Source organism: Pseudomonas sp. GW821-FHT11G12 (assembly GCF_058808055.1).
In genome coordinates, this window is record NZ_JBXARH010000005.1 from 226,860 (window position 1) to 248,582 (window position 21,723).

Annotated in this window: 21 protein-coding genes; 16 read left to right on the forward strand and 5 right to left on the reverse strand. The window is 59.5% G+C overall.

The annotated features are described in order from the left end of the window. Positions 1 to 159 precede the first annotated feature (159 nt). The 4 genes from secA (at position 160) to AC1RR7_RS17335 (ending at position 5,874) form a co-directional block, all read left to right on the forward strand. A complete protein-coding gene (gene secA, locus AC1RR7_RS17320; RefSeq protein WP_096818321.1) occupies positions 160 to 2,898 on the forward strand; it encodes a preprotein translocase subunit SecA in 2,739 nt (912 codons plus the stop codon). Positions 2,899 to 3,020: 122 nt separating this feature from the next. Next, entirely contained in the window at positions 3,021 to 4,238 is a 1,218-nt protein-coding gene (argJ, locus tag AC1RR7_RS17325) for a bifunctional glutamate N-acetyltransferase/amino-acid acetyltransferase ArgJ (RefSeq protein WP_096818319.1), read from the forward strand. Positions 4,239 to 4,300: 62 nt separating this feature from the next. Further along, positions 4,301 to 4,933 carry a glutathione S-transferase family protein gene (locus tag AC1RR7_RS17330; RefSeq protein ID WP_096818317.1) on the forward strand — a complete coding sequence of 211 codons (633 nt, stop codon included), beginning with the start codon at positions 4,301 to 4,303 and terminating at the stop codon, positions 4,931 to 4,933. Beyond that, entirely contained in the window at positions 4,930 to 5,874 is a 945-nt protein-coding gene (locus tag AC1RR7_RS17335; RefSeq protein ID WP_273538294.1) for a Nudix family hydrolase, read from the forward strand. The genes AC1RR7_RS17330 and AC1RR7_RS17335 overlap by 4 nt, the downstream gene beginning before the upstream one ends. A gap of 39 nt (positions 5,875 to 5,913) precedes the next feature. Here the strand turns inward: AC1RR7_RS17335 and AC1RR7_RS17340 are convergent, their stop codons facing one another. From AC1RR7_RS17340 to AC1RR7_RS17350, 3 genes are read right to left on the reverse strand one after another with little or no spacing between them, the layout of a single operon-like run. Then, the gene (locus tag AC1RR7_RS17340; RefSeq protein WP_273538295.1) at positions 5,914 to 6,495 is read right to left on the reverse strand and encodes a cob(I)yrinic acid a,c-diamide adenosyltransferase; all 582 of its coding nucleotides are present in this window, start codon (positions 6,493 to 6,495) and stop codon (positions 5,914 to 5,916) included. Positions 6,496 to 6,498: 3 nt separating this feature from the next. Further along, complete coding sequence (locus AC1RR7_RS17345; protein ID WP_493158056.1) at positions 6,499 to 8,535, reverse strand: sensor histidine kinase; 2,037 nt, start codon at positions 8,533 to 8,535, stop codon at positions 6,499 to 6,501. Between the two features lie 45 nt (positions 8,536 to 8,580). Continuing rightward, a complete protein-coding gene (locus AC1RR7_RS17350) occupies positions 8,581 to 9,498 on the reverse strand; it encodes a putative 2-dehydropantoate 2-reductase (protein WP_493158057.1) in 918 nt (305 codons plus the stop codon). 140 nt (positions 9,499 to 9,638) lie between these two features. Here AC1RR7_RS17350 and AC1RR7_RS17355 point away from each other — a divergent pair, with 140 nt between their 5' ends. Together AC1RR7_RS17355 and AC1RR7_RS17360 are read left to right on the forward strand one after the other, a co-directional pair. Further along, complete coding sequence (locus AC1RR7_RS17355) at positions 9,639 to 10,124, forward strand: YajQ family cyclic di-GMP-binding protein (protein ID WP_007951218.1); 486 nt, start codon at positions 9,639 to 9,641, stop codon at positions 10,122 to 10,124. 138 nt (positions 10,125 to 10,262) lie between these two features. After that, on the forward strand, positions 10,263 to 11,102 hold the full coding sequence (locus tag AC1RR7_RS17360; RefSeq protein WP_007951217.1) for a mechanosensitive ion channel family protein: 840 nt from the start codon (positions 10,263 to 10,265) through the stop codon (positions 11,100 to 11,102). Between the two features lie 121 nt (positions 11,103 to 11,223). Here AC1RR7_RS17360 and AC1RR7_RS17365 read toward each other — a convergent pair whose 3' ends face one another. After that, a complete protein-coding gene (locus AC1RR7_RS17365) occupies positions 11,224 to 12,570 on the reverse strand; it encodes an OprD family porin (RefSeq protein ID WP_493066006.1) in 1,347 nt (448 codons plus the stop codon). A gap of 878 nt (positions 12,571 to 13,448) precedes the next feature. Here AC1RR7_RS17365 and AC1RR7_RS17370 point away from each other — a divergent pair. Together AC1RR7_RS17370 and AC1RR7_RS17375 are read left to right on the forward strand one after the other, a co-directional pair. After that, positions 13,449 to 13,874, forward strand: a complete 426-nt coding sequence (locus tag AC1RR7_RS17370) for an HIT family protein (protein WP_273538305.1) — start codon at positions 13,449 to 13,451, stop codon at positions 13,872 to 13,874. Positions 13,875 to 13,876: 2 nt separating this feature from the next. After that, on the forward strand, positions 13,877 to 14,083 hold the full coding sequence (locus AC1RR7_RS17375; RefSeq protein WP_096818305.1) for a SlyX family protein: 207 nt from the start codon (positions 13,877 to 13,879) through the stop codon (positions 14,081 to 14,083). Between the two features lie 83 nt (positions 14,084 to 14,166). Here the strand turns inward: AC1RR7_RS17375 and AC1RR7_RS17380 are convergent, their stop codons facing one another. Further along, positions 14,167 to 14,769, reverse strand: coding sequence for a cold-shock protein (locus AC1RR7_RS17380; RefSeq protein WP_096818303.1), 603 nt, complete (start codon positions 14,767 to 14,769; stop codon positions 14,167 to 14,169). Between the two features lie 309 nt (positions 14,770 to 15,078). Here AC1RR7_RS17380 and AC1RR7_RS17385 point away from each other — a divergent pair, with 309 nt between their 5' ends. The 8 genes from AC1RR7_RS17385 (at position 15,079) to ruvB (ending at position 21,648) form a co-directional block, all read left to right on the forward strand. Continuing rightward, entirely contained in the window at positions 15,079 to 15,549 is a 471-nt protein-coding gene (locus AC1RR7_RS17385) for a Dps family protein (RefSeq protein ID WP_039766007.1), read from the forward strand. 241 nt (positions 15,550 to 15,790) lie between these two features. After that, positions 15,791 to 16,135, forward strand: a complete 345-nt coding sequence (locus AC1RR7_RS17390; RefSeq protein ID WP_102621273.1) for a ribbon-helix-helix domain-containing protein — start codon at positions 15,791 to 15,793, stop codon at positions 16,133 to 16,135. Positions 16,136 to 16,248: 113 nt separating this feature from the next. Beyond that, complete coding sequence (locus AC1RR7_RS17395; protein WP_096818299.1) at positions 16,249 to 16,470, forward strand: FmdB family zinc ribbon protein; 222 nt, start codon at positions 16,249 to 16,251, stop codon at positions 16,468 to 16,470. A 108-nt stretch (positions 16,471 to 16,578) separates the two neighbouring features. Beyond that, the gene (gene aspS / locus AC1RR7_RS17400) at positions 16,579 to 18,354 is read left to right on the forward strand and encodes an aspartate--tRNA ligase (protein WP_096818297.1); all 1,776 of its coding nucleotides are present in this window, start codon (positions 16,579 to 16,581) and stop codon (positions 18,352 to 18,354) included. Positions 18,355 to 18,489: 135 nt separating this feature from the next. Next, positions 18,490 to 19,236: a YebC/PmpR family DNA-binding transcriptional regulator gene (locus AC1RR7_RS17405; RefSeq protein WP_085709622.1), complete on the forward strand. Its 747-nt coding sequence runs from the start codon at positions 18,490 to 18,492 to the stop codon at positions 19,234 to 19,236. 98 nt (positions 19,237 to 19,334) lie between these two features. Continuing rightward, positions 19,335 to 19,862, forward strand: coding sequence for a crossover junction endodeoxyribonuclease RuvC (gene ruvC, locus AC1RR7_RS17410; protein ID WP_115078986.1), 528 nt, complete (start codon positions 19,335 to 19,337; stop codon positions 19,860 to 19,862). Between the two features lie 115 nt (positions 19,863 to 19,977). Next, complete coding sequence (gene ruvA, locus AC1RR7_RS17415; protein WP_007951205.1) at positions 19,978 to 20,586, forward strand: Holliday junction branch migration protein RuvA; 609 nt, start codon at positions 19,978 to 19,980, stop codon at positions 20,584 to 20,586. After that, positions 20,587 to 21,648, forward strand: a complete 1,062-nt coding sequence (gene ruvB, locus AC1RR7_RS17420) for a Holliday junction branch migration DNA helicase RuvB (protein WP_096818296.1) — start codon at positions 20,587 to 20,589, stop codon at positions 21,646 to 21,648. Positions 21,649 to 21,723: the final 75 nt, after the last annotated feature.

The window sequence follows — 21,723 nt, forward strand, 5'->3', positions numbered from 1 at the left end:
AGTGAGCCCCGTCAAAGCGCAGTGCCAGCATCGTGGAATATCGCCACTTTCCTCACCACCGTTTCCGGGTAGAATGCTCGTTCGCATGCGGCCATGAGGGCTGCACGGGCGACTCACGGGGCCGCCCTCCATCCCTTTAGTGTGGAAGATCCTGCCGATATGTTTGCGCCTTTGTTAAAGAAACTTTTTGGAAGCAAGAACGAGCGTGAAGTCAAACGCATGCTCAAGACGGTGCAGCTCGTCAATGCCTTCGAAGAGAAGATGGTCGCCCTCTCGGACGATCAACTGCGCGCCAAGACCGCAGAGTTCAAGGACCGCATCGCCAAAGGGGAAACCCTCGACAAGCTGTTGCCGGAAGCTTTTGCGGTCGCCCGCGAAGCCGGCAAGCGTGTCATGGGCATGCGTCACTTCGACGTCCAGCTGATCGGCGGCATGACCCTGCATGAAGGCCGGATTGCCGAAATGCGTACCGGTGAAGGCAAGACCCTGGTGGGTACCCTGGGCGTTTACCTCAACGCGCTGTCCGGCAAGGGCGTGCACGTTGTGACCGTGAACGATTACCTGGCCCGCCGTGACGCCAACTGGATGCGTCCGCTGTATGAATTCCTCGGCCTGACCGTCGGCATCGTGACGCCGTTCCAGCCGCCGGAAGAGAAACGTCTGGCCTACGCCGCCGACATTACCTACGGCACCAACAACGAATTCGGGTTCGACTACCTGCGCGACAACATGGCGTTCAGCATGGAAGAGAAATTCCAGCGCGAACTCAACTTTGCCGTGATCGACGAAGTCGACTCCATCCTCATCGACGAAGCGCGTACCCCGCTGATCATTTCCGGTCAGGCCGAGGACAGCTCCAAGCTGTACATCGAGATCAACAAACTGATCCCGAAACTCAAGCTGCACGTCGAAGAAGTCGAAGGCGTCGTCACCCAGGAAGGCCACTTCACCGTCGACGAGAAGACCCGTCAGGTCGAACTCAACGAAGCCGGTCACCAGTTCATCGAAGACCAACTGACCAGCATCGGTCTGCTGGCCGAGGGCGAGAGCCTGTACTCGGCGCATAACCTGAGCCTGCTGACTCACGTTTACGCCGGCCTGCGTGCGCACAAGCTGTTCAACCGCAACGTTGAATACATCGTGCAGGACGGTCAGGTCGTACTGGTCGACGAACACACCGGCCGTACCATGCCGGGCCGTCGTCTGTCCGAAGGCCTGCACCAGGCCATCGAAGCCAAGGAAAACCTGAACATCCAGGCCGAGAGCCAGACCCTGGCATCGACCACGTTCCAGAACTACTTCCGTCTGTACGACAAACTGTCCGGCATGACCGGTACGGCCGACACCGAAGCGTTCGAATTCCACCAGATCTATGGCCTGCCGGTCATCGTGATCCCGACCAACAAGCCGTTGGCCCGTAAGGACTACAACGACCTGGTGTTCCTGACCGCCGAAGAGAAATACGCGGCGATCGTCAATGACATCAAGGAAAGCATGGCTGCCGGCCGTCCGGTGCTGGTGGGTACTGCCACCATCGAAACCTCCGAGCACATGTCCGCATTGCTCGTGAAGGAAGGCATCGAACACAAGGTTCTGAACGCCAAGTTCCACGAAAAAGAAGCCGAGATCATCGCGCAGGCCGGTCGTCCGGGCGCCCTGACCATCGCTACCAACATGGCCGGTCGTGGTACCGACATCCTGTTGGGCGGCAACTGGGAAGTTGAAGTGGCGTCGCTGGAAAACCCGACCCCTGAGCAGATTGCCCAGATCAAGGCCGACTGGCAGAAGCGTCACCAGCAAGTGCTGGAGTCCGGCGGCTTGCAGGTGATCGCGTCCGAGCGTCACGAATCCCGTCGTATCGACAACCAGCTGCGTGGCCGTGCCGGCCGTCAGGGTGACGCCGGTTCCAGCCGCTTCTACCTGTCGCTGGAAGACAGCCTGATGCGTATCTTCGCCTCTGACCGGGTGAAGAACTTCATGAAAGCCCTGGGCATGCAGTCCGGTGAAGCGATCGAGCACCGCATGGTGACCAACGCCATCGAGAAGGCACAGCGCAAGGTTGAAGGCCGCAACTTCGACATTCGCAAGCAATTGCTCGAGTTCGACGACGTCAACAACGAACAGCGTAAAGTGATCTATCACATGCGTAACACGTTGCTGGCCGCGGACAACATCGGCGAGACCATCGCTGATTTCCGTCAGGACGTACTGAACGCCACCGTCAGCGCACACATTCCGCCGCAATCGCTGCCAGAGCAGTGGGACGTGGCCGGTCTGGAAGCGTCGATCGCCAGCGACTTCGGTGTGAAACTGCCGATCCAGCAATGGCTCGACGAAGACGATCACCTGTACGAAGAAACCCTGCGCGAGAAGCTGATGAACGAGCTGATCGCCGCGTACAACGAGAAAGAAGACCAGGCCGGTGCCGACGCACTGCGCTCCTTCGAGAAGCAGATCGTGCTGCGCGTTCTGGACGACCTGTGGAAAGACCACCTGTCGACCATGGATCACCTGCGTCACGGCATCCACCTGCGTGGCTACGCCCAGAAGAACCCGAAGCAGGAATACAAGCGCGAGTCCTTCACGCTGTTCTCCGAGCTGCTGGATTCGATCAAGCGCGACTCGATCCGTGTGCTGTCGCACGTTCAGGTTCGCCGCGAAGATCCGGCCGAGGAAGAGGCGCGTCTGCGTCAGGAAGCCGAAGCGCTGGCCGCGCGCATGCAGTTCGAACACGCCGAGGCGCCAGGTCTGGAGCAGCCGGAAGCACTGGTCGGTGAAGAGGTCGATGTGGCCCTGGCCACCGCGCCGGTTCGCAACGAGCAGAAGCTGGGCCGCAACGAACTGTGCTACTGCGGTTCGGGCAAGAAATTCAAGCATTGCCACGGGCAGATCCAGTAAAACCCGTTTCAATCGCTGAAATACCCGCGCCGCGACCGGCACCAGCCGTCGCGGCGTTTTGCCATTTACACCACCGTCACTACGCTTGGCGGTGCTGACATCATTGAGTAAGGAGCGCATTCATGGCTGTTGGTCTTGGTCCTTTGCCAACGTTGCACCCGGTTGCCGGTTTTGAACTCGGTATCGCTTCGGCCGGCATCAAGCGCCCTGGGCGCAAGGATGTCGTCGTGATGCGCTGTGCCGAAGGTTCCACCGTGGCGGGCGTGTTCACGTTGAACGCTTTCTGCGCCGCGCCGGTGATCCTGGCCAAGAAACGCGTGCAGAACGCTGTGCGCTACCTGTTGACCAACACCGGCAATGCCAACGCCGGCACTGGCGAGCCGGGCCTGGCCGCCGCTGAGCGCACCACCGCGAAACTGGCTGAACTGACCGGCGTGGATGCCAGCCAGATCCTGCCGTACTCCACCGGCGTGATCGGCGAGCCGCTGCCGGTCGAGAAGATCGAAGGCGCCTTGCAGGCCGCACTGGACGACCTGTCGGAAAACAACTGGGAAGCGGCCGCCACCGGCATCATGACCACCGACACGCTGCCAAAAGGCGCCAGCCGCCAGTTCCAGCATGACGGCGTGACCATCACTGTCACCGGCATCAGCAAGGGCGCGGGCATGATCCGTCCGAACATGGCGACCATGCTCGGCTACATCGCCACCGACGCCAAAGTCTCCCGCGACGTGTTGCACAACCTGATGCTGGACGGCGCCAACAAGTCGTTCAACCGCATCACCATCGACGGCGACACCTCGACCAACGACTGCTGCATGCTGATCGCCACCGGCAAGGCTGCACTGCCGGAAATCACCCGTGCCGAAGGCGAGCTGTTCGCCAAGCTGAAACAGGCCGTGTTCGAAGTGTGCATGGACGTGGCTCAGGCCATCGTGCGTGACGGCGAAGGCGCGACCAAGTTCGTGACTGTTGAAGTCAACGGCGGCGGCAATCACCAGGAATGCCTGGACGTCGGCTACACCGTGGCCCACTCGCCGCTGATCAAGACTGCACTGTTCGCTTCCGATCCGAACTGGGGCCGCATCCTCGCCGCTGTCGGCCGTGCCGGCGTGCCGGATCTGGACGTGAGCAAGATCGACGTGTTCCTCGGCGAAGTGTGCATTGCCAGCCGTGGCGCCCGTGCTGCGACCTACACTGAAGCCCAGGGCTCGGCGGTGATGCAGCAGGAAGAAATCACCATCCGTATTGAACTGGGTCGCGGTGATTGCAGCGAAACCATCTGGACCACCGACCTGTCCCACGAGTACGTGAAGATCAACGCCGAATACCGCACCTGATCCCTGCCGAAGAGGGAGGTCTGCGGGCCTCCTTTTCTTCTGTCCCATGAAAGGACCCGAACATGAGCCTTCACCTGATCATCGGCGACAAACTGCTTTCCTCCTGGTCCCTGCGCGCGGCACTGGCGCTTGAACTGACCGGCGCGCCCTACACCGAAGAACTGATCAAACTCGGCAAGCCCGACACCCGCGAGCGGCTGCTCAAGCATTCGCCCACCGGCAAGGTACCGCTGCTGACCACCGCACGGGGTACCATCGCCGACTCTCTGGCGATCGCCGAATACCTGGCCGAACAGTTTCCTTCCGAACAGCTCTGGCCGACTGATATCGCGGCCCGCGCTCAGGCGCGTTCTGCCTGCGCGCAGATGCACAGCGGCTTCTTCGCCATGCGCAATCACATGCCGTTCAACCTGAGCCACGACGCGCCGCTCAACCCGGTACCGCCGGAAGTGAAGGTCGATGTCGAGCGCATGCTCGCGCTGTGGGCCGAATGCCGTGCCGTGGCTACCGAGCCGGGGCCGTTCCTGTTTGGTCGCGTGTCGTTGGCGGATGCGTTCTTCGCGCCGATTGCCGTGCGTCTGCGCACCTATCAGGTGCAGTTGCCGGCCGTGGATCAGGCCTATGTTGAAACCGTTTACCAATGGCCAGCCTTCAAGGCCTGGCAAAAGGCAGGACTGGAGGAGTTGCAGTCGTGAAACGCGTACACGTCGCTGCTGCCGTCATCCGTGACGACAGCGGCAAAATCCTCATCGCCCGCCGGGCCGATACCCAGCACCAGGGCGGTCTGTGGGAATTTCCCGGTGGCAAGGTCGAGGTCGATGAGTCGGTTGAAACTGCGCTGGCCCGTGAGCTGCACGAAGAGTTGGGCATTGTCGTCGGCGCTGCTCGCCCGCTGATCAAGGTTCGCCACGATTACCCGGACAAGCAGGTGTTGCTGGATGTCTGGGAAGTCTCAAGCTTCACCGGCGAACCCCACGGCGCCGAAGGTCAGCCATTGGCCTGGGTGTCGGCCAAGGAACTGGCAAATTACGAATTCCCGGCAGCCAACCAGCCGATCGTGGCGGCGGCGCGTCTGCCCGCTGAATACCTGATCACCCCGGAAGACCTGGAAACCCCGGCCTTGCTGCGCGGTATCCAGAAGGCTATTGCCGGGGGCATCAAGCTGATCCAGCTGCGTGCGCCCAATGGTTATGACCCGAAGTACCGCGATCTGGCGGTGGACGCGGTCGGCCTGTGTGCCGGCAAGGCGCAGTTGATGATCAAGGGCCCGTTCGAGTGGCTGGGTGATTTCCCGTCCGCCGGTTGGCACATTACCTCGGCTCAGCTGCGCAAGTACGCGGCAGCAGGGCGTCCGCTACCGGCGGAGCGCTGGCTGGCGGCGTCCTGCCACAATGCTGAAGAACTGGCGCTGGCCGAGCAGATGGGTGTGGATTTCGTCACTCTTTCGCCAGTGCAGCCGACCCTGACTCATCCGGATGCGCAGCCGCTGGGCTGGGAGCAGGCTTCGACGCTGATCGAAGGCTTCAGCAAGCCGGTATTCCTGTTGGGTGGAGTCGGCCCGGCCGAGCGCGAGAAAGCGTGGAATGCCGGGGCTCAGGGTGTGGCGGGGATTCGGGCCTTCTGGCCTGAGGCCTGACTGGGCATCAGAACACTCCCGCGCCTGGCGTGGGAGTGATCAGTTTTCGGGTTTTGCGGCCGGTTGCCACAGAATCTCGGCAATCCCTTGGCGCCGCGCAATCAGCCTCGCTGCCACAAACAGCAGATCCGACAAGCGATTGATGTAAGCCAGGCCCACCCCGGCCAACGGTTCGATCGCATTCAAATGCTGGCAACGCCGCTCCGCACTGCGCGCCAGGCTGCGGCAGACATGCGCCTGGGCAATCAGCATCGAACCGCCGGGCAGAATGAAGTTCTCCAGCGGCCCCAATTCCTCGTTCCAGACATCGATGGCCGCTTCCAGCCGTTCGATTTCTGCCGTGTTCAGCGCCTGATATTCCGGCATCGCCAGCTCGCCACCGAGGTCGAACAAGCGGTGCTGACAGGGCGCCAACACGTCGATCAATTCATTCAGCCCTGGACAGGTTTCGCGTTCGGCGATCAACCCGGCCAGCAGCACGCCGACCTGACTGTTCAGCGTGTCGACCTCGCCAATGGCTTCGATGCGCGGGTGATCCTTGGGTACGCGGCGACCATCGCCGAGGCCGGTTTCGCCTTTGTCGCCGGTGCGGGTGTAGATCTTCGACAAGCGAAAGCCCATGGTTTACCTCGGTAGTTGATTGGTTTCTGCGGCAATGGGTGCAGGTTGCGTCAGCGGCAGGCGCAGGGTGAAGCAGGTGCCTTGTCCCGGTGCCGACTGCACTTCCATCTGCCCTTTGTGGTTGTTGGTGATGATGAAATACGACACCGACAGCCCGAGCCCTGTGCCCTGGCCGATTTCCTTGGTGGTGAAGAACGGCTCGAAGGTACGTTTGCGCACGTTCTCGCTCATGCCGATGCCGTTGTCCTCGACCTGTATCTCGGCCCACGGCGGATTGAGTTTGGTGCGCAGGATGATCCGCCCCGGCTCACTGTCGTCTTCGCGCAGGTGAATTGCCTGTGCAGCGTTTTTCAGCAGGTTGAGCAGCACCTGTTCAAGCTCGTTGGCGGTGCCCGGAACCGGACCCAGCGCCGGGTCAAACTGACGGATGATCGCCTGACCCTTGAAGTCGAAGCCGATCGCCAGGTCGAAGTCGTTGCCAGCGATATCCACGGCTTGATCGATCAGCGCCGGCAGGTCGCACGGGGCCATCTGCCGGGTGCTGCGGCGACTGAAACTGAGCATGTGGGTAACGATTTTTGCCGCCCGGGCACCGGCCTGCTGAATGCCGTCGAGCAATTGCGGGACTTCCCGGCCTTGCAGGTAGCGGTTCACGGTATCCAGTTCGATGCCCAGTTGTTCGGCCTGCTCGAGGTTTTTCGGCAGGTCGGGCGACAGACGTCTGCGAATGTTCTGCACGTTGTGCAGGATCGCGCCCAGCGGGTTGTTGATCTCGTGGGCCATGCCGGCGGCGAGGCCGCCGACCGAGAGCATTTTTTCCGACTGCACCATCATGTCCTCCAGCGACAGGCGCTGGGTGATGTCGTCGATCCGGATCACCACGCCGCGTCCGGCACCGCCCATCAGTGGATAAAACGTCAGGGCGTAATGCTTGGGCTCGTCGTCCTTGAACCAGGTCACCCGCTCGATTTTCGCCACGGTGTGCTGTTCGACGGTCTGCTTGAGCTGCGGCAGGAAAGGCTTGAGCGGCTCGAACGCGAGGAAGATCGGCTGGTTCAGCGCTTCGTCCAGCCGGGTGCCGGAGAGGGCGCTGGCCTCCTGGTTCCATTGCGTGACATAGAGCTGCTCGTCGAGGGCGATCAGCGCCGAGGGCATGGAGTCGATGATGCTGTTGAGGTAGTTCTGAAAACCCGTGAGCTTCTTCTCGATCTTGCTCCGCACCTGGACTTCCAGCTCCAGTTTGCGGTTGGTGTGGCGGGTTTCTTCGGCCAGCCCCTGCGCCTGATCGTAGGCGGCTTGCGAGTCATCGCGGGCGCGCTTGAGTTGCTGCTCCCGGGCCTCGATGCGCGAGAGCATGGTGTTGAAGGCCTCGGCCAGGCTGCCGATTTCGTCGTGGTTGCCGCGTGAGGCGCGCAGGGCGTAGTTCTCCTCGCGGGTCACCTGGCGGGACAGCTCTTCGAGTTGATGGATCGGCCGGGTGATCAGGCGTTTGATCTGCCGGGCAATCACCAGCCACAGCAGTACGCTGAAGATCAGGATCCCCAGGCTCGCCGTCAGGGTGCCGGTGTAGAACGCCATCGGCAGTTCGCTGCTGGCCACCAGCAACAGATGACCCGGCGCAGTGCCGGGGCGGGGCAGGGTGATCAGCTGGTTGCTGCGAAACTCGGTGAGTTGCCAGGCTTCGATATGCCGGTAGCGTTCCGGCAGGTTGAGCTTGTCGCTGCGTTGTACCTGAGCAATGCGATCGCCTTTGCCGTCATACAGAGCGGCGGCCCGCAGTGGCGAGTAACTGTCGAGTTCCTTGAGCAGGCGCTCGGCGCTTTGCGGTGACTGCAAGGCTTCGGCGACCAGGCTCGGGTTCGAGACCAGTCGGCCAATGGTCTGCAACGCCTGAGGCGCCATGCTTTCCTGGGAAATGTAATAGGCCGCGCTGATGAAGGTCAGGTTCGCGACCAGTAACACGGTGGTCAACAGCACCAGCAGGGCGGCCAGCAGTTTCTGGCCGACCGGCAGGTTTTCGAGGCGCTGGCGCAATGGCATCAGGTTTATCGCAGCAAAGGAACAAGTGGGCAGCGTAGCCGCTGCTCAGTCGACGGGCAATCCGAGACTGTGCAGATGCGCGGTCAGGCGCTGCTGCAATTGCTTCAGATGCGGCAGGTTGAGCTGGTGCCGCTGCGCAACCTTGCAGGCATGGCCCAGCAGGTAGCTGATCTCGGTGCGGCGTTTGCTGGCCACGTCCTGATACATGGAGGAGAAATTGGCTGCGGTGGCCGAAATCACCCTTTCGACTTCCTGTTGCAGATTGTCCGCCGCCGCTGGTTGGCCGCAACGCTCCAGCAATTCGGTCAGTTCGGCGCACAGCGTGGCGACTTCGCAGTGATGTTCCTGCAATCCCCCGTTGCGGCAGTCGTGTAACACCGTCAGCGGATTGATCGCACAGTTGAGCGCCAGTTTTCGCCACAGCCGGGTGAGGATGTCCGCGCTCCATTCATGAGGAATCTTTGCCGTTTCAAGATCATCCAGCCAGAACGGTGCCACGGGATGACCGGCATCGCCGAGCCAGGTGTAACCGTGGCCGGCAAAGACCACGCGCCAGTCGCCATCGCGAAACGCGCCTTCGGTGCTGGAGGCGCTGATGCAGCGGGCCTGCGGGACTTGCGCGGCGACCGCTTCCTGACTGCCGAGGCCGTTCTGCAGAAGAATCAGTTCTGCATCCTGCGCCAGGCGATGAGCGACGCCGGCCACGGCGCTTTCGGCGTCGTAGGCCTTGCACGCCACCAGCAGACGGCGGATCGGTTCGGAACTGTCCGGCGTTTCGCCGGGGATGGCGTAGCTGCTGGCCACGCCTTGTTCCACGAGGGTCAGGCCGCCCGCCGTCGCATAGTCATGCAAACGATCGATATCGCGCAGGATCAGCCGGACCGGCAATCCGGCCCGGGCCAGGCGCGTGGCCCAGAGTGTGCCGAGACTTCCGGCGCCGAGGATATGCCAGGGGGTGGACATCAGTTTTTCACTCGGTAAGGTACAGGCATGCAAGGCTCGCCGTGTCGGTGGGAAAAGACCCGTTATAATGAGCCCGATTTTAACCGCAAGCCAAGCGCGCCGCGTCCTGAACGAGCGCGCCTTTTTATTGGAGAGATTACATGCCGTCGTTCGACGTGGTATCCGAACTGGACAAACACGAACTCACCAACGCGGTCGAGAACGCCGTGAAGGAACTCGATCGTCGTTATGACCTGAAAGGCAAGGGCAGCTTCGAATTCAAGGAAAAGGACCTGACCGTCCACCTGACCGCTGAAGCCGATTTCCAGCTGGAAGCGATGATCGAGATCCTCAAGCTGGCCCTGGTCAAGCGCAAGATCGACGTACAGTGCCTCGAAGTCAAAGACTCCTTCGCATCGGGCAAACTGATGAAGCAGGACGCCGTTCTGAAGGAAGGCATCGACAAGGAACTGGCGAAGAAGATCGTCGGCCACATCAAGGAAGCCAAACTCAAGGTGCAGGCCGCCATTCAGGGCGAGCAGGTGCGTGTGACCGGCAAGAAGCGTGACGACCTGCAGGAAGCCATCGCTGCCCTGCGCGCCAAGGAATTCGGCATGCCACTGCAATTCAACAACTTCCGCGACTGAGCCATCCGAGTCGGGAACCTCTCGGCGTTTTCAGCGTCCGAGGCCCAAGCAGCGGCAGAAACGATTGAGCCCCCACAGGGCCGGTCGTTCTGCCGCTGATTTTTTCAGCCCGGGAAGCCGGCAATCAGGAGATAAAAGATGGATTTGAATGCTGAGGTAGACAACCTGGTCAAGGCGTCCCAGGCGTGGATTCCGATGATCATGGAATACGGCAGTCGTGTGCTGTTGGCGGTGATTACCCTGGCGATTGGCTGGTGGCTGATCAACAAGGTCACGCAAAAACTGGGCGGCCTGCTGGCTCTGCGCAATGCCGACCTGGCTTTGCAAGGTTTCATCAGCAGCCTGGCCAACATCATTCTCAAGGTGCTGTTGATCGTCAGTGTGGCCTCGATGATCGGCGTCGAGACCACTTCGTTCGTGGCGGCAATCGGTGCGGCCGGCCTGGCCATCGGCCTGGCATTGCAGGGCAGCCTGGCGAACTTCGCCGGTGGCGTGCTGATTCTGCTGTTCCGTCCGTTCCGCATCGGTGACTGGATCGAAGCGCAAGGCGTGGCGGGTACTGTCGACAGCATCCAGATTTTCCACACCGTGCTGCGTACCGGCGACAACAAGACCATCATCGTGCCGAACGGCAATCTGTCGAATGGCATCATTACCAACACCAACCGTCAGCCAACCCGCAAGGTTGTGTTTGATGTGGGTGTCGATTACGAAGCCGATCTGCAAAAGGCCCGTCAGGTGCTGCTGGATCTGGCCAAGGATGATCGCGTTCTGCAGGATCCGGCGCCGCAGGCTGTCATTTCTACCTTGGGCGATAGTTCGATCACTGTTTCCCTGCGGGTCTGGGTTAAAACTGCAGATTATTGGGATGTGATGTTCATGTTTAACGAACAATCCCGTGATCGTTTAAAGACTGCCGGCATCGATATTCCGTTTCCACAGCGTGTGATTCGTGTGGTTCAGGAATCGGCGGTGTAATGATAGGTTGCTAATTAATTGCCTGACTTGTTGGTCAGGCATTTATTACAAGTGACAGATAACAAAAAAGGCCCATCCGAAGATGGGCCTTTTTTTATGCTACCAAACTAACCACTGACGATTACAAGATGTTCAGTGGGTACTCGGTGATCAGACGGAACTCTTTCACGTCGCCTTCTTTCTCGTCAGAGTTGGCAACGTGCCAAGCCTGGCGAATACGGAAGGACAGGTCTTTTGCTGGACCGCTTTGAACCACATATTTGGCTTCAAAGTTGGTTTCGTGGTGCTTGCCATCTTCACCGTAGAGACCGGCGTAAGAGCTACCCGCTGGAGTGTGGGTACCGTCGATATCCCAGCCTTTAACGTAACGAACCATGAAGCTCAGACCAGGAACGCCATACTCGGCCATTTTCAGGTCGTAACGGGCTTGCAGGGATTTCTCGCCTGCACCGTTAAAGTCGGAGTACTGGATGGAGTTGGCGAGGAAGATCGAGTCGCCACCACGGTTGTTCTTGCCCACGCCGATGTAGTCGAACGGGGTGTCGCCGTTGACCTTCTGGAAGGCCAGGGTGAAGGTGTGCGCTTTCAGGAACGACAGCGCGGTTGCCAGCGAGAAGGCGGTGTTGCTGATTTCGCCCGCTTTGGCGCTACCGGTGTCGGTGGTGCGGTAGATGTTGAAGTCAGTGTTCAACGAAGTGTCACCACCGAATGGAGTGGTGAGGTTCACGTTCGCGTAGTACTGGTTCCAGATGTCTTCCAGCTTGGCGCCGTACAGGGATGCAGTCAGGTTGTCAGTGATGCCGTATTTACCACCGAAGTAGTCGATGTTTTTGGCTTCTACGCCTGCGTAGGTGGCGTAAAGGCCGCCTTCACGAGCGTTTTTGTCCTGGCTGGTAGCCGAGTAGAAGTGACCGGCTTCGAGATCGAGGTCTTTGATTTCACTGCTCTGCAGCTGGAAGCCACTGGCAGTTTGCGGCAGAACGCGGGAACCACCGACAGCGAACACTGGAGCAGTGCTTGGCTGCTGGTCGCCGATTTTCAGCTCGGTTTTGGAGATGCGGAATTTGATGGCTGCGCCGGCTTTGCCTTGGCTCTCATCAACGTCATGGGCATAACCGTTGGCTTTGACAGTATTGCTGCGGCTCATGTTACCGGTACCGGAAGTACCGTCACCGCCGTCCAGTTTGACCGCCAGGTAACCGAATGCATCGATACCGACGCCTACGGTGCCTTGGGTGTAACCGGAAGTGAAGTTGCCGAGGAAACCCTGGGTCCAGTCTTTCTGGTCGTGGCTGCCGTTCTTGTTGTCACGGTTGAAGTAGTAGTTCTTCAACGTTTCGGTCAGTTTGGCGTCTTCAACAAAGCCTTTGGCTTCAGACTGGTCACTAACAAACGGTGCGGCCGTAGCCAACTGAGTACTGGCTGCTGTAACGGCCAGTGCGATCATGCTCCACTTCATCACGCGCATCGTGATTTGCTCCTTTGGTTTTAGAAGAGTACTGCCGTCCCACCTGTTTTATTATCTGGGCGGCTCTTTCTTTTTGTGTCGGCGCAAACTTATATCACGCCGACAATGTTGGCGATACTTGCGCATACAACCTTTCATGTTCTTTACGACGCTGTCGCAAATGGCTTGGTTGATGTCGCAAATTCACAGTACCAATGCAGCCGGACTGACAACTTTATCGCTGTTTCTGGGCCTTTTTGCATCGGTAAAAAAGAGTCCCTGGCAAAACACTTGAATCTCCATCGGGCAACCCTGCCACTGTTTTTTTCGGGCTTTGAGCAACCACTTCCCGTGGCGTGCTCATAGCTCATATGAGTACGAATGCAACAAGCGTGCACAAACCGCAAAATTGATGCGGTTATTTTTCCATGGCCCCGCTCGCTGCTGTAAAAACCTTGTAAATACGGGCCCGCGCGCCCCTTTTTGATGAGGGTTGACGCGCTTGCTCGCTTGGTGTTGCCTCGCGCGTTTTTGCGCATGACAACCAAAAACGTTACCGGTTCACCCTGTCAGTGAGTATTTGGCGGATGCCCGAGCCATTGAGCGTAGACGCACTGTACGGTTTTGGTGCAAATATTTTTTCTGGCTGTACTGAATTCAAACACTTGCACCCTGTCATGACCCTGAACGCGGTAGTGAGTCGCGGTCATTCCGGCGTGTTGCCTGGCTCGGTGGGTCTCGTGCTGGTGCGCGATCGCCAGAAATGTTCCATGTCGGGGCGCCGCTTCATCGTGAAGGGCAGGGCATTCGAAGGTATGCTGCCGTCCTGTCGTTTAGTGCGCCCTCCACCGGGCTGGCCCACTAAGCTGAATATTGTCGATCAGCCGGGAGTACACCCAGTGTTTGCTTTAGATTCACGACTTCAACAGGACACGCTGATCATCGGCGACTTCCCGCTCTGCCGGCTGCTGCTGTCCAACGACGCCAACTACCCCTGGTTCATCCTGGTACCTCGTCGCGACGATATCAGCGAGTTGTTTCAATTGGATGTCGCCGACCAGCAGCGTCTGTGGCAGGAAACCACAGCCCTGGCGGAGGTGCTCAAGGACTCGTTCGATGCCGACAAGATGAACGTTGCCACCTTGGGTAACGTTGTCAGCCAGCTGCACATGCATGTGATCGTGCGCAAACGTGATGATGCCGCATGGCCGGCGCCGGTCTGGGGCAAGCACCCCGCCAAACCTTACAGCGCCGAGCAGGTAGCCGCGATCCGCGAGCGCCTGCGCCTGGTGCTGGACGACGATTTCAAGTTTCTGGAGGTTTGATCATGAGCCTGGAAGAACGCGTCAACGATCTGGAAAGCCGTCTGGCGTTTCAGGACGACACCATTCAGGCGTTGAACGACGTGCTGGTGGCGCAACAGAGGGTGGTGGAGCGTCTGCAGTTACAGATGGCCGCGCTGCTGAAGCGGCAGGAAGAAATGGTCGGCCAGTTCGGGTCCTTCGAAGAAGACGCGCCGCCGCCGCACTACTGAGCTTCTGCATTTTGTGTGGGCATGATCCTGTAAAAAAAGAAAACCGCGAACAGCCAGGCTGTTCGCGGTTTTTTCGTTTCAGATCAGCGACGCGGCAGGGCGGCGATCACGTCTTCAGCTTGCAGGCCTTTGTCACGGTTCATCACCGAGAACTCCACGCGCTGGCCTTCGACCAGAACGCGGTGGCCTTCGCCACGGATGGCGCGAAAGTGCACGAAAATATCATCGCCGGAATCCCGGGAGATAAAGCCGAAGCCCTTGGAGGTGTTGAACCACTTGACGGTGCCGGTATCGCGGTTGCTCATGTCGTAGCTTTGCGCGGCGGCGGCCGGTGAGGATTTATAGAAGCTGACGGCCAGGTGCACGGCCACGGCAACCAGAGCAATGACCAGGCTGAACAGCACAGCTGGCTGGCCGGCGATGACAGGCATCGGCGCGATCAGGGTCAGGGTTTGCAGGACGACGGTCAGTACCAGCAATGCGCTGACCAGATTTTGCAGATGCTGGCGCGGGCCTTTGTTCCAGTACGGGATCACTGGAGCGAGAACCAGGTTCAGCAGGCCGAAAAAGGCCAGGTAAAGTGCATCGGGTTGTTGCAGGTAAGGTACGGCTTCGGATCTCAAGCTAGGTATGAAGGACAGCAGCAAGGCTGCTGCGCCCATTAGCAGGTGGACGATTTTCAACATTTTTAATGACTCACGTTATGACGGCTCACAAGGAAGAGCTGAAGGCGCACGGTTCGCTTCGGAACAATAAGAGGCGTTGGACACGTGCCCGGCATCAGCCTATGCGCAACACCCGGAAAACAGGGCGTAGCGACACACTGCCTATTTAACAGTAAAGCCTGCAGCTACTCAAATAACGCCGGCCAGCGGCAGGGCGTGGGGCGATTTGTCGCCTCTATCGGGTCGATACGGGGGCTGCCATGGGGGGGAGGCCTTGCTACAGTGAACCGACACCTGCTGGATGAATTCAATCGCCGTTAGGGGGTAAGCATGGCAATCGATATCGGTATCAGTGAAGAAGACCGCAAATCCATCGTCGAAGGGCTTTCGCGTCTGCTGTCGGACACCTATGTGCTGTATCTGAAAACCCACAACTTCCACTGGAACGTCACCGGGCCGATGTTCCGGACCCTGCACCTGATGTTCGAAGAGCAATACAACGAACTGGCCCTGGCCGTGGACTCGATCGCCGAGCGCATCCGCGCCCTGGGTTTCCCTGCGCCGGGCGCCTATGCGACTTACGCGCGTCTTTCCTCTATTAAAGAAGAAGTGGGCGTGCCGAGTGCCGAGGACATGATCAAACAACTGGTCGAAGGCCAGGAAGCGGTCACTCGCACTGCGCGGGGGATTTTCCCGCTGCTGGATAAAGTCAGTGACGAGCCGACGGCTGATCTTCTGACCCAACGCATGCAAGTCCACGAGAAAACCGCGTGGATGCTCAGGGCACTGCTCGAAGCCTGATCGCCCGAGGCGCACGGACACCGTTTGTGGGTCGTGCGCCCGTTTTGGCCGGGAAAAAGCGTTCGCTATTGTAGGAAGCGAAGTAAGCACTTCGCTGGTCCATGATCCTCCCTGTTGTGTTGGCTTATCCTACGTCGACGGTCAAAAAGTCGTCTGGATATACCTTTGCCCCTGCGCTTTTAATGAGGTCACAGGATGTTGCCTTGAAAACAAGCAGCGATGGCAAAGGAGTGTCAACGATATGGAAGGTGGAGACAGGCGAAGTGAAATCGCCATCGGCTCACAGCAGGACCGAGCCGCGGCGCCGTTTCTTGACGAATTCGACATGGCATTGATCCGGCCATTGGCCCGGTCGGTGCGTTTGAACGGGTTTGCGACCTGCATGCGGCTGGAACAGGTCTACTGGAATATTCTGGGTCGCATGGCCGAGGAGAATTGCTGTTCGGTCGGCACGTTGTTATCCCGTGTCGACCGCGAAGTGCACTTGCGTCATGGTGGCGTGAAGAACTTCAGCGGTCTGGTACGGGTGGTGTGTGTCGTACATGGCTTGCGCGATGCCCCGGTGACCACCGGGGGTTGTCAATGACTGGGCGGCCTGTGCAGTCTTCCGGCTGCACAGGCCGCATTTAATGGATATAATCCCGCTCTTTCGCCACACCGCCCTGCGGGAGCTGGCAATCTGATCGCCGAGACAACGCCATGCCGATGTACGATTACCAATGTGCTTCCTGTGGTCATCAGTTGGAAGCCATTCAAAAGATCAGTGATGCACCGCTGATCGATTGCCCTGCCTGTCAGGCACCAGAGCTCAAGAAACAGCTGTCCATGCCAGGCTTTCGCCTCAGCGGCAGCGGTTGGTACGAAACCGATTTCAAGACCGGCGCGAAGAAGAATCTGGCCGGTGGCGACAAATCTGACTAGGGTTCAGACCCAGGTCGAACGACACGCGCGAGTATCCACCGGTCGCACATAGCTTGAGTGCGATGGATCTCCACCGAATTTCGAATTACGAGAAGCGAAACCACTACCATGATGCGCAGCCATTATTGCGGCCAACTGAACGAAAGCCTGGAAGGCCAGGAAATTACCCTTTGCGGATGGGTTCACCGTCGCCGCGACCACGGCGGGGTGATTTTCCTCGATATCCGTGATCGTGATGGTCTGGCCCAGGTGGTGTTCGACCCGGATCGCGCCGAGAGCTTCGCCGCCGCCGACCGCGTGCGCAGCGAATACGTCGTGAAGATCACCGGCAAGGTGCGTCTGCGTCCGGCCGGTGCCACCAACGCCAACATGGCGTCGGGCATGATCGAAGTCCTGGGCTACGAGCTGGAAGTGCTGAACGAGTCGGAAACCCCGCCGTTCCCGCTGAACGAGTTCTCCGACGTTGGCGAAGAGACCCGCCTGCGCTATCGCTTCCTCGATCTGCGTCGTCCGGAAATGGCCGAGAAGCTGCGTCTGCGTTCGCGCATGACCACCAGCATCCGTCGCTTCCTGGACGAAAACGGCTTCCTCGACGTTGAAACGCCGATCCTGACCCGTGCAACGCCGGAAGGCGCGCGCGACTACCTGGTACCGAGCCGTACTCACGCCGGTTCGTTCTTCGCGCTGCCGCAATCGCCACAGCTGTTCAAGCAACTGCTGATGGTCGCCGGCTTCGACCGTTACTACCAGATCGCCAAGTGCTTCCGTGACGAAGACCTGCGCGCCGACCGTCAGCCGGAATTCACCCAGATCGACATCGAGACCAGCTTCCTCGATGAAAAAGAGATCATGGGCCTGACCGAGCAAATGATCCGCAACCTGTTCAAGGAAGTGCTGGATCTGGAATTCGGCGAGTTCCCGCACATGACTTTCGAAGAAGCCATGCGCCGTTACGGTTCCGACAAGCCAGACCTGCGTATCCCGCTGGAACTGGTCGACGTTGCCGATCAACTGAAAGAAGTCGATTTCAAGGTGTTCAGCGGCCCGGCCAACGATCCGAAATGCCGTATCGCCGCACTGCGCGTTCCAGGCGGCGCGAGCATGCCGCGCAAGCAGATCGACGACTACACCAAGTTCGTCGGCATCTACGGTGCCAAGGGCCTGGCGTACATCAAGGTCAACGAGCGTGCTGCCGGTGTTGAAGGTCTGCAATCGCCGATCGTGAAAAACATCCCGGAAGCCAACCTGAACGTGATCCTCGATCGCGTCGGTGCAGTTGATGGCGATATCGTGTTCTTCGGCGCCGACAAGGCCAAGATCGTCAGCGAAGCCCTGGGCGCGCTGCGTATCAAGCTCGGTCACGACCTGAACCTGCTGACCTGCAAGTGGGCGCCGATGTGGGTCGTCGACTTCCCGATGTTCGAAGAGAACGATGACGGCAGCTTCTCTGCTCTGCATCACCCGTTCACTGCGCCGAAGTGCACCCCGGAAGAGCTCGAAGCCAACCCGGCGGGCGCTCTGTCCCGTGCCTACGACATGGTGCTGAACGGCACCGAGCTGGGTGGCGGTTCGATCCGTATCCACCGTAAAGAGATGCAGCAAGCGGTATTCCGCCTGTTGGGCATCAACGAAGCGGAACAGGAAGAGAAGTTCGGCTTCCTGCTCGACGCCCTGAAATACGGTGCGCCGCCGCACGGTGGTCTGGCCTTTGGTCTGGACCGTCTGGTGATGCTGATGACCGGTGCCCAGTCGATCCGTGAAGTGATCGCCTTCCCGAAAACCCAGAGTGCTGCCGACGTGATGACGCAGGCGCCGGGTGTTGTGGATGCCAAGGCATTGCGCGAATTGCACATTCGTTTGCGCGAAACGCCAAAGGCTGAGTAAGACGGGCCTGAAGGCGCATCTTCGGATGCGCCTTTTTTCTTTCTGTACCCCCATGAAAGCAGGTCGCAATTTTGTGTTTGCCGGCCGATGCGCGAGCATGGCGGGCAACGTTTCAAAGAGAATTCGGAGCGAGATATGGCAGGTCATTCCAAGTGGGCGAACATCAAGCACCGCAAAGAACGTCAGGATGCCAAACGAGGCAAGATCTTCACCAAGTGGATCCGTGAACTGACCGTTGCGGCCCGTCAGGGCGGTGGCGATCCGGGTTCCAACCCGCGTCTGCGTCTGGCCCTGGACAAGGCGCTGGGCGCCAACATGAGCCGCGACATCATCGATCGTGCGGTGGCCCGTGGCGCCGGTGCGACCGAGGCGGACAACGTTGAAGAACTGACCTACGAAGGTTATGGCCCGGGTGGCGTGGCGGTGATGGTCGAGTGCATGACCGACAACCGCAACCGTACCGCTGCGGCCGTGCGTCATGCGTTCAGCAAGTGTGGCGGCAACCTCGGTACTGACGGCTCGGTGGCGTATCTGTTCGAGCGCAAGGGCCAGATCAGCTTTGCGCCGGGTGTCGACGAAGACGCGCTGACGGAAGCGGCGCTGGAAGCCGACGCCGATGACGTGGTCACTCATGAAGACGGCTCGATTGACGTGTTCACCTCGTTCACCAGCTTCTACGCTGTGCGAAACGCGCTGGAAGCGGCCGGTTTCAAGGGTGACGACGCGGAAATCGTCATGCAGCCGACCACCAGCGCCGAACTGGATCTGGAAGGGGCGGAGAAGGTGCTCAAGTTGATCGACATGCTGGAAGACCTGGACGACGTGCAGAACGTCTACTCCAACGCGGACATTCCGGAAGACGTGGCTGCTCAGCTCGGTTAAGAGCGACTAGGATTCAATGTGGGAGCGGACTTGCCTGTGTGATCGCGGGCAAGCCAGCTCCCACATTTGTTTTTGTGTTTTTTCGAACCTGCAGGCTTATGACTTTAATTCTTGGTATCGACCCCGGTTCGCGCATTACCGGTTACGGCATTGTTCGTGATGCCGGACGCGGCGGTTGCATCTATGTCGCCTCGGGCTGCATCCGAACTGGCGCCGGTGAGCTGCACGAGCGCCTGCAAATCGTCTATCGCGGCGTACGCGAGATTATCCAGACCTATGGCCCGGTGACCATGGGCATCGAAAAAGTGTTCATGGCGAAAAACGCCGATTCGGCGCTGAAGCTTGGGCAGGCCCGTGGGGCCGCTATCGTTGCAGGCGCCGAAGAGAGCCTGGAGATCGCCGAGTACACGGCCACCCAGGTCAAACAGGCCGTGGTCGGCACCGGCGCCGCCAATAAAGAGCAGGTGCAGATGATGGTCATGCACATGCTCAAACTGACCAGCAAGCCGCAAATCGATGCCTCGGACGCCCTGGCCATTGCCATTTGCCATGCGCACACTCGCTCCAGTCTGCTGCCGCACGGTCTGGGAACCGCACGCAGTCGTGGCGGGCGCCTGCGTCTCTGATAGCATCAGCATCAAATTTACGGAATGTGGACTTGCGCGCCTGTGTTGTCGGCCGGAGTTTCTTCGTTCTGATTGTCGCCAGCCCACGGCTGGCCAACGCTCAAGGATCTGAAACGTGATTGGACGCTTGCGCGGCACCCTCGCTGAAAAACAGCCGCCGCACCTGATTCTGGATGTAAACGGCCTCGGGTATGAGCTGGAAGTGCCCATGACCACCTTGTATCGCCTGCCGTCGGTCGGTGAACCGCTGACCCTGCACACCCATCTGGTCGTGCGCGAAGACGCGCAGTTACTCTATGGTTTTGCCGGCAAGCGTGAGCGAGACTTTTTTCGCGAGTTGATCCGTCTCAATGGTGTGGGGCCGAAACTGGCCCTGGCCTTGATGTCGAGCCTGGAAGTCGATGAGCTGATTCGTTGCGTGCAGTCCCAGGACACCTCGGCGCTGACCAAGGTGCCGGGTGTGGGCAAGAAAACCGCCGAGCGTCTGCTGGTGGAGCTCAAGGATCGCTTCAAGGCGTGGGAAACCTCGCCGGCCATGTTTGCGCTGGTGCCGAACCAGCCGGACGGCCCGGCGCCGGTCAACACCGCCGAGAACGACGCGGTCAGCGCGCTGATTTCCCTGGGCTACAAGCCGCAGGAAGCAAGCAAGGCGATTTCCGCGATCAAAGAGAAAGGCTTGAGCAGCGAAGACATGATCCGACGCGCCCTGAAGGGAATGATTTAAGTGATTGAAGCTGATCGTCTGATCGCCGCCACGCACAGTCCGCGTGAGCGCGAAGAAGTCCAGGATCGGGCGATACGTCCCGTCAGCCTGGCCGAATACATCGGCCAGCCGACCGTTCGCGAGCAGATGGAGCTGTTTATCCAGGCCGCCCGTGGCCGTAGCGAATCCCTCGACCACACCTTGATCTTCGGCCCGCCGGGTTTGGGCAAGACCACGCTGGCTAACATCATTGCCCAGGAAATGGGCGTGTCGATCAAAAGTACTTCGGGCCCGGTGCTTGAACGGCCGGGAGATCTGGCGGCGCTGCTGACCAATCTTGAGCCGCACGACGTGCTGTTCATCGATGAAATCCATCGTCTGTCGCCAATCGTCGAAGAAGTGCTGTATCCGGCGATGGAAGATTTCCAGCTCGACATCATGATCGGTGAGGGGCCGGCGGCGCGTTCGATCAAGCTTGATCTGCCGCCGTTCACTCTTGTTGGCGCAACGACGCGGGCGGGGATGCTGACCAACCCGTTGCGTGACCGTTTCGGTATCGTCCAGCGTCTTGAGTTCTACAGCACTGCCGACCTGGCGACGATCGTCAGCCGTTCGGCGAACATCCTCGGTCTGCCGCTGGACCCGGAAGGTGCCTTCGAGATTGCCCGTCGTGCTCGGGGTACGCCGCGGATCGCTAACCGGTTGTTGCGCCGGGTGCGGGATTTCGCCGAAGTTCGGGCCAAGGGTCACATCACCAAGTCCGTCGCCGACCTGGCGCTGAACCTGCTGGATGTCGACGAACACGGCTTCGATCATCAGGACCGGCGTTTGCTGTTGACCATGATCGAGAAGTTCGATGGCGGCCCGGTCGGTATCGACAGCCTGGCGGCGGCGATCAGCGAAGAACGCCACACCATCGAAGATGTGCTGGAGCCGTACCTGATACAGCAGGGTTACATCATGCGTACGCCACGGGGCAGGGTGGTCACCCGGCACGCGTACCTGCATTTTGGTTTAAACATTCCGTCACGAATGGGCGAGATGCCTGTGGTAGACGAGTTTCTCGATGCCGTGGACGATTAATACACATTTATTGTCGATTTATTCAGCGTTTGTACTGTCTCAGGACGGTACTTTTGCGGTAAAGCCTTCGAACAA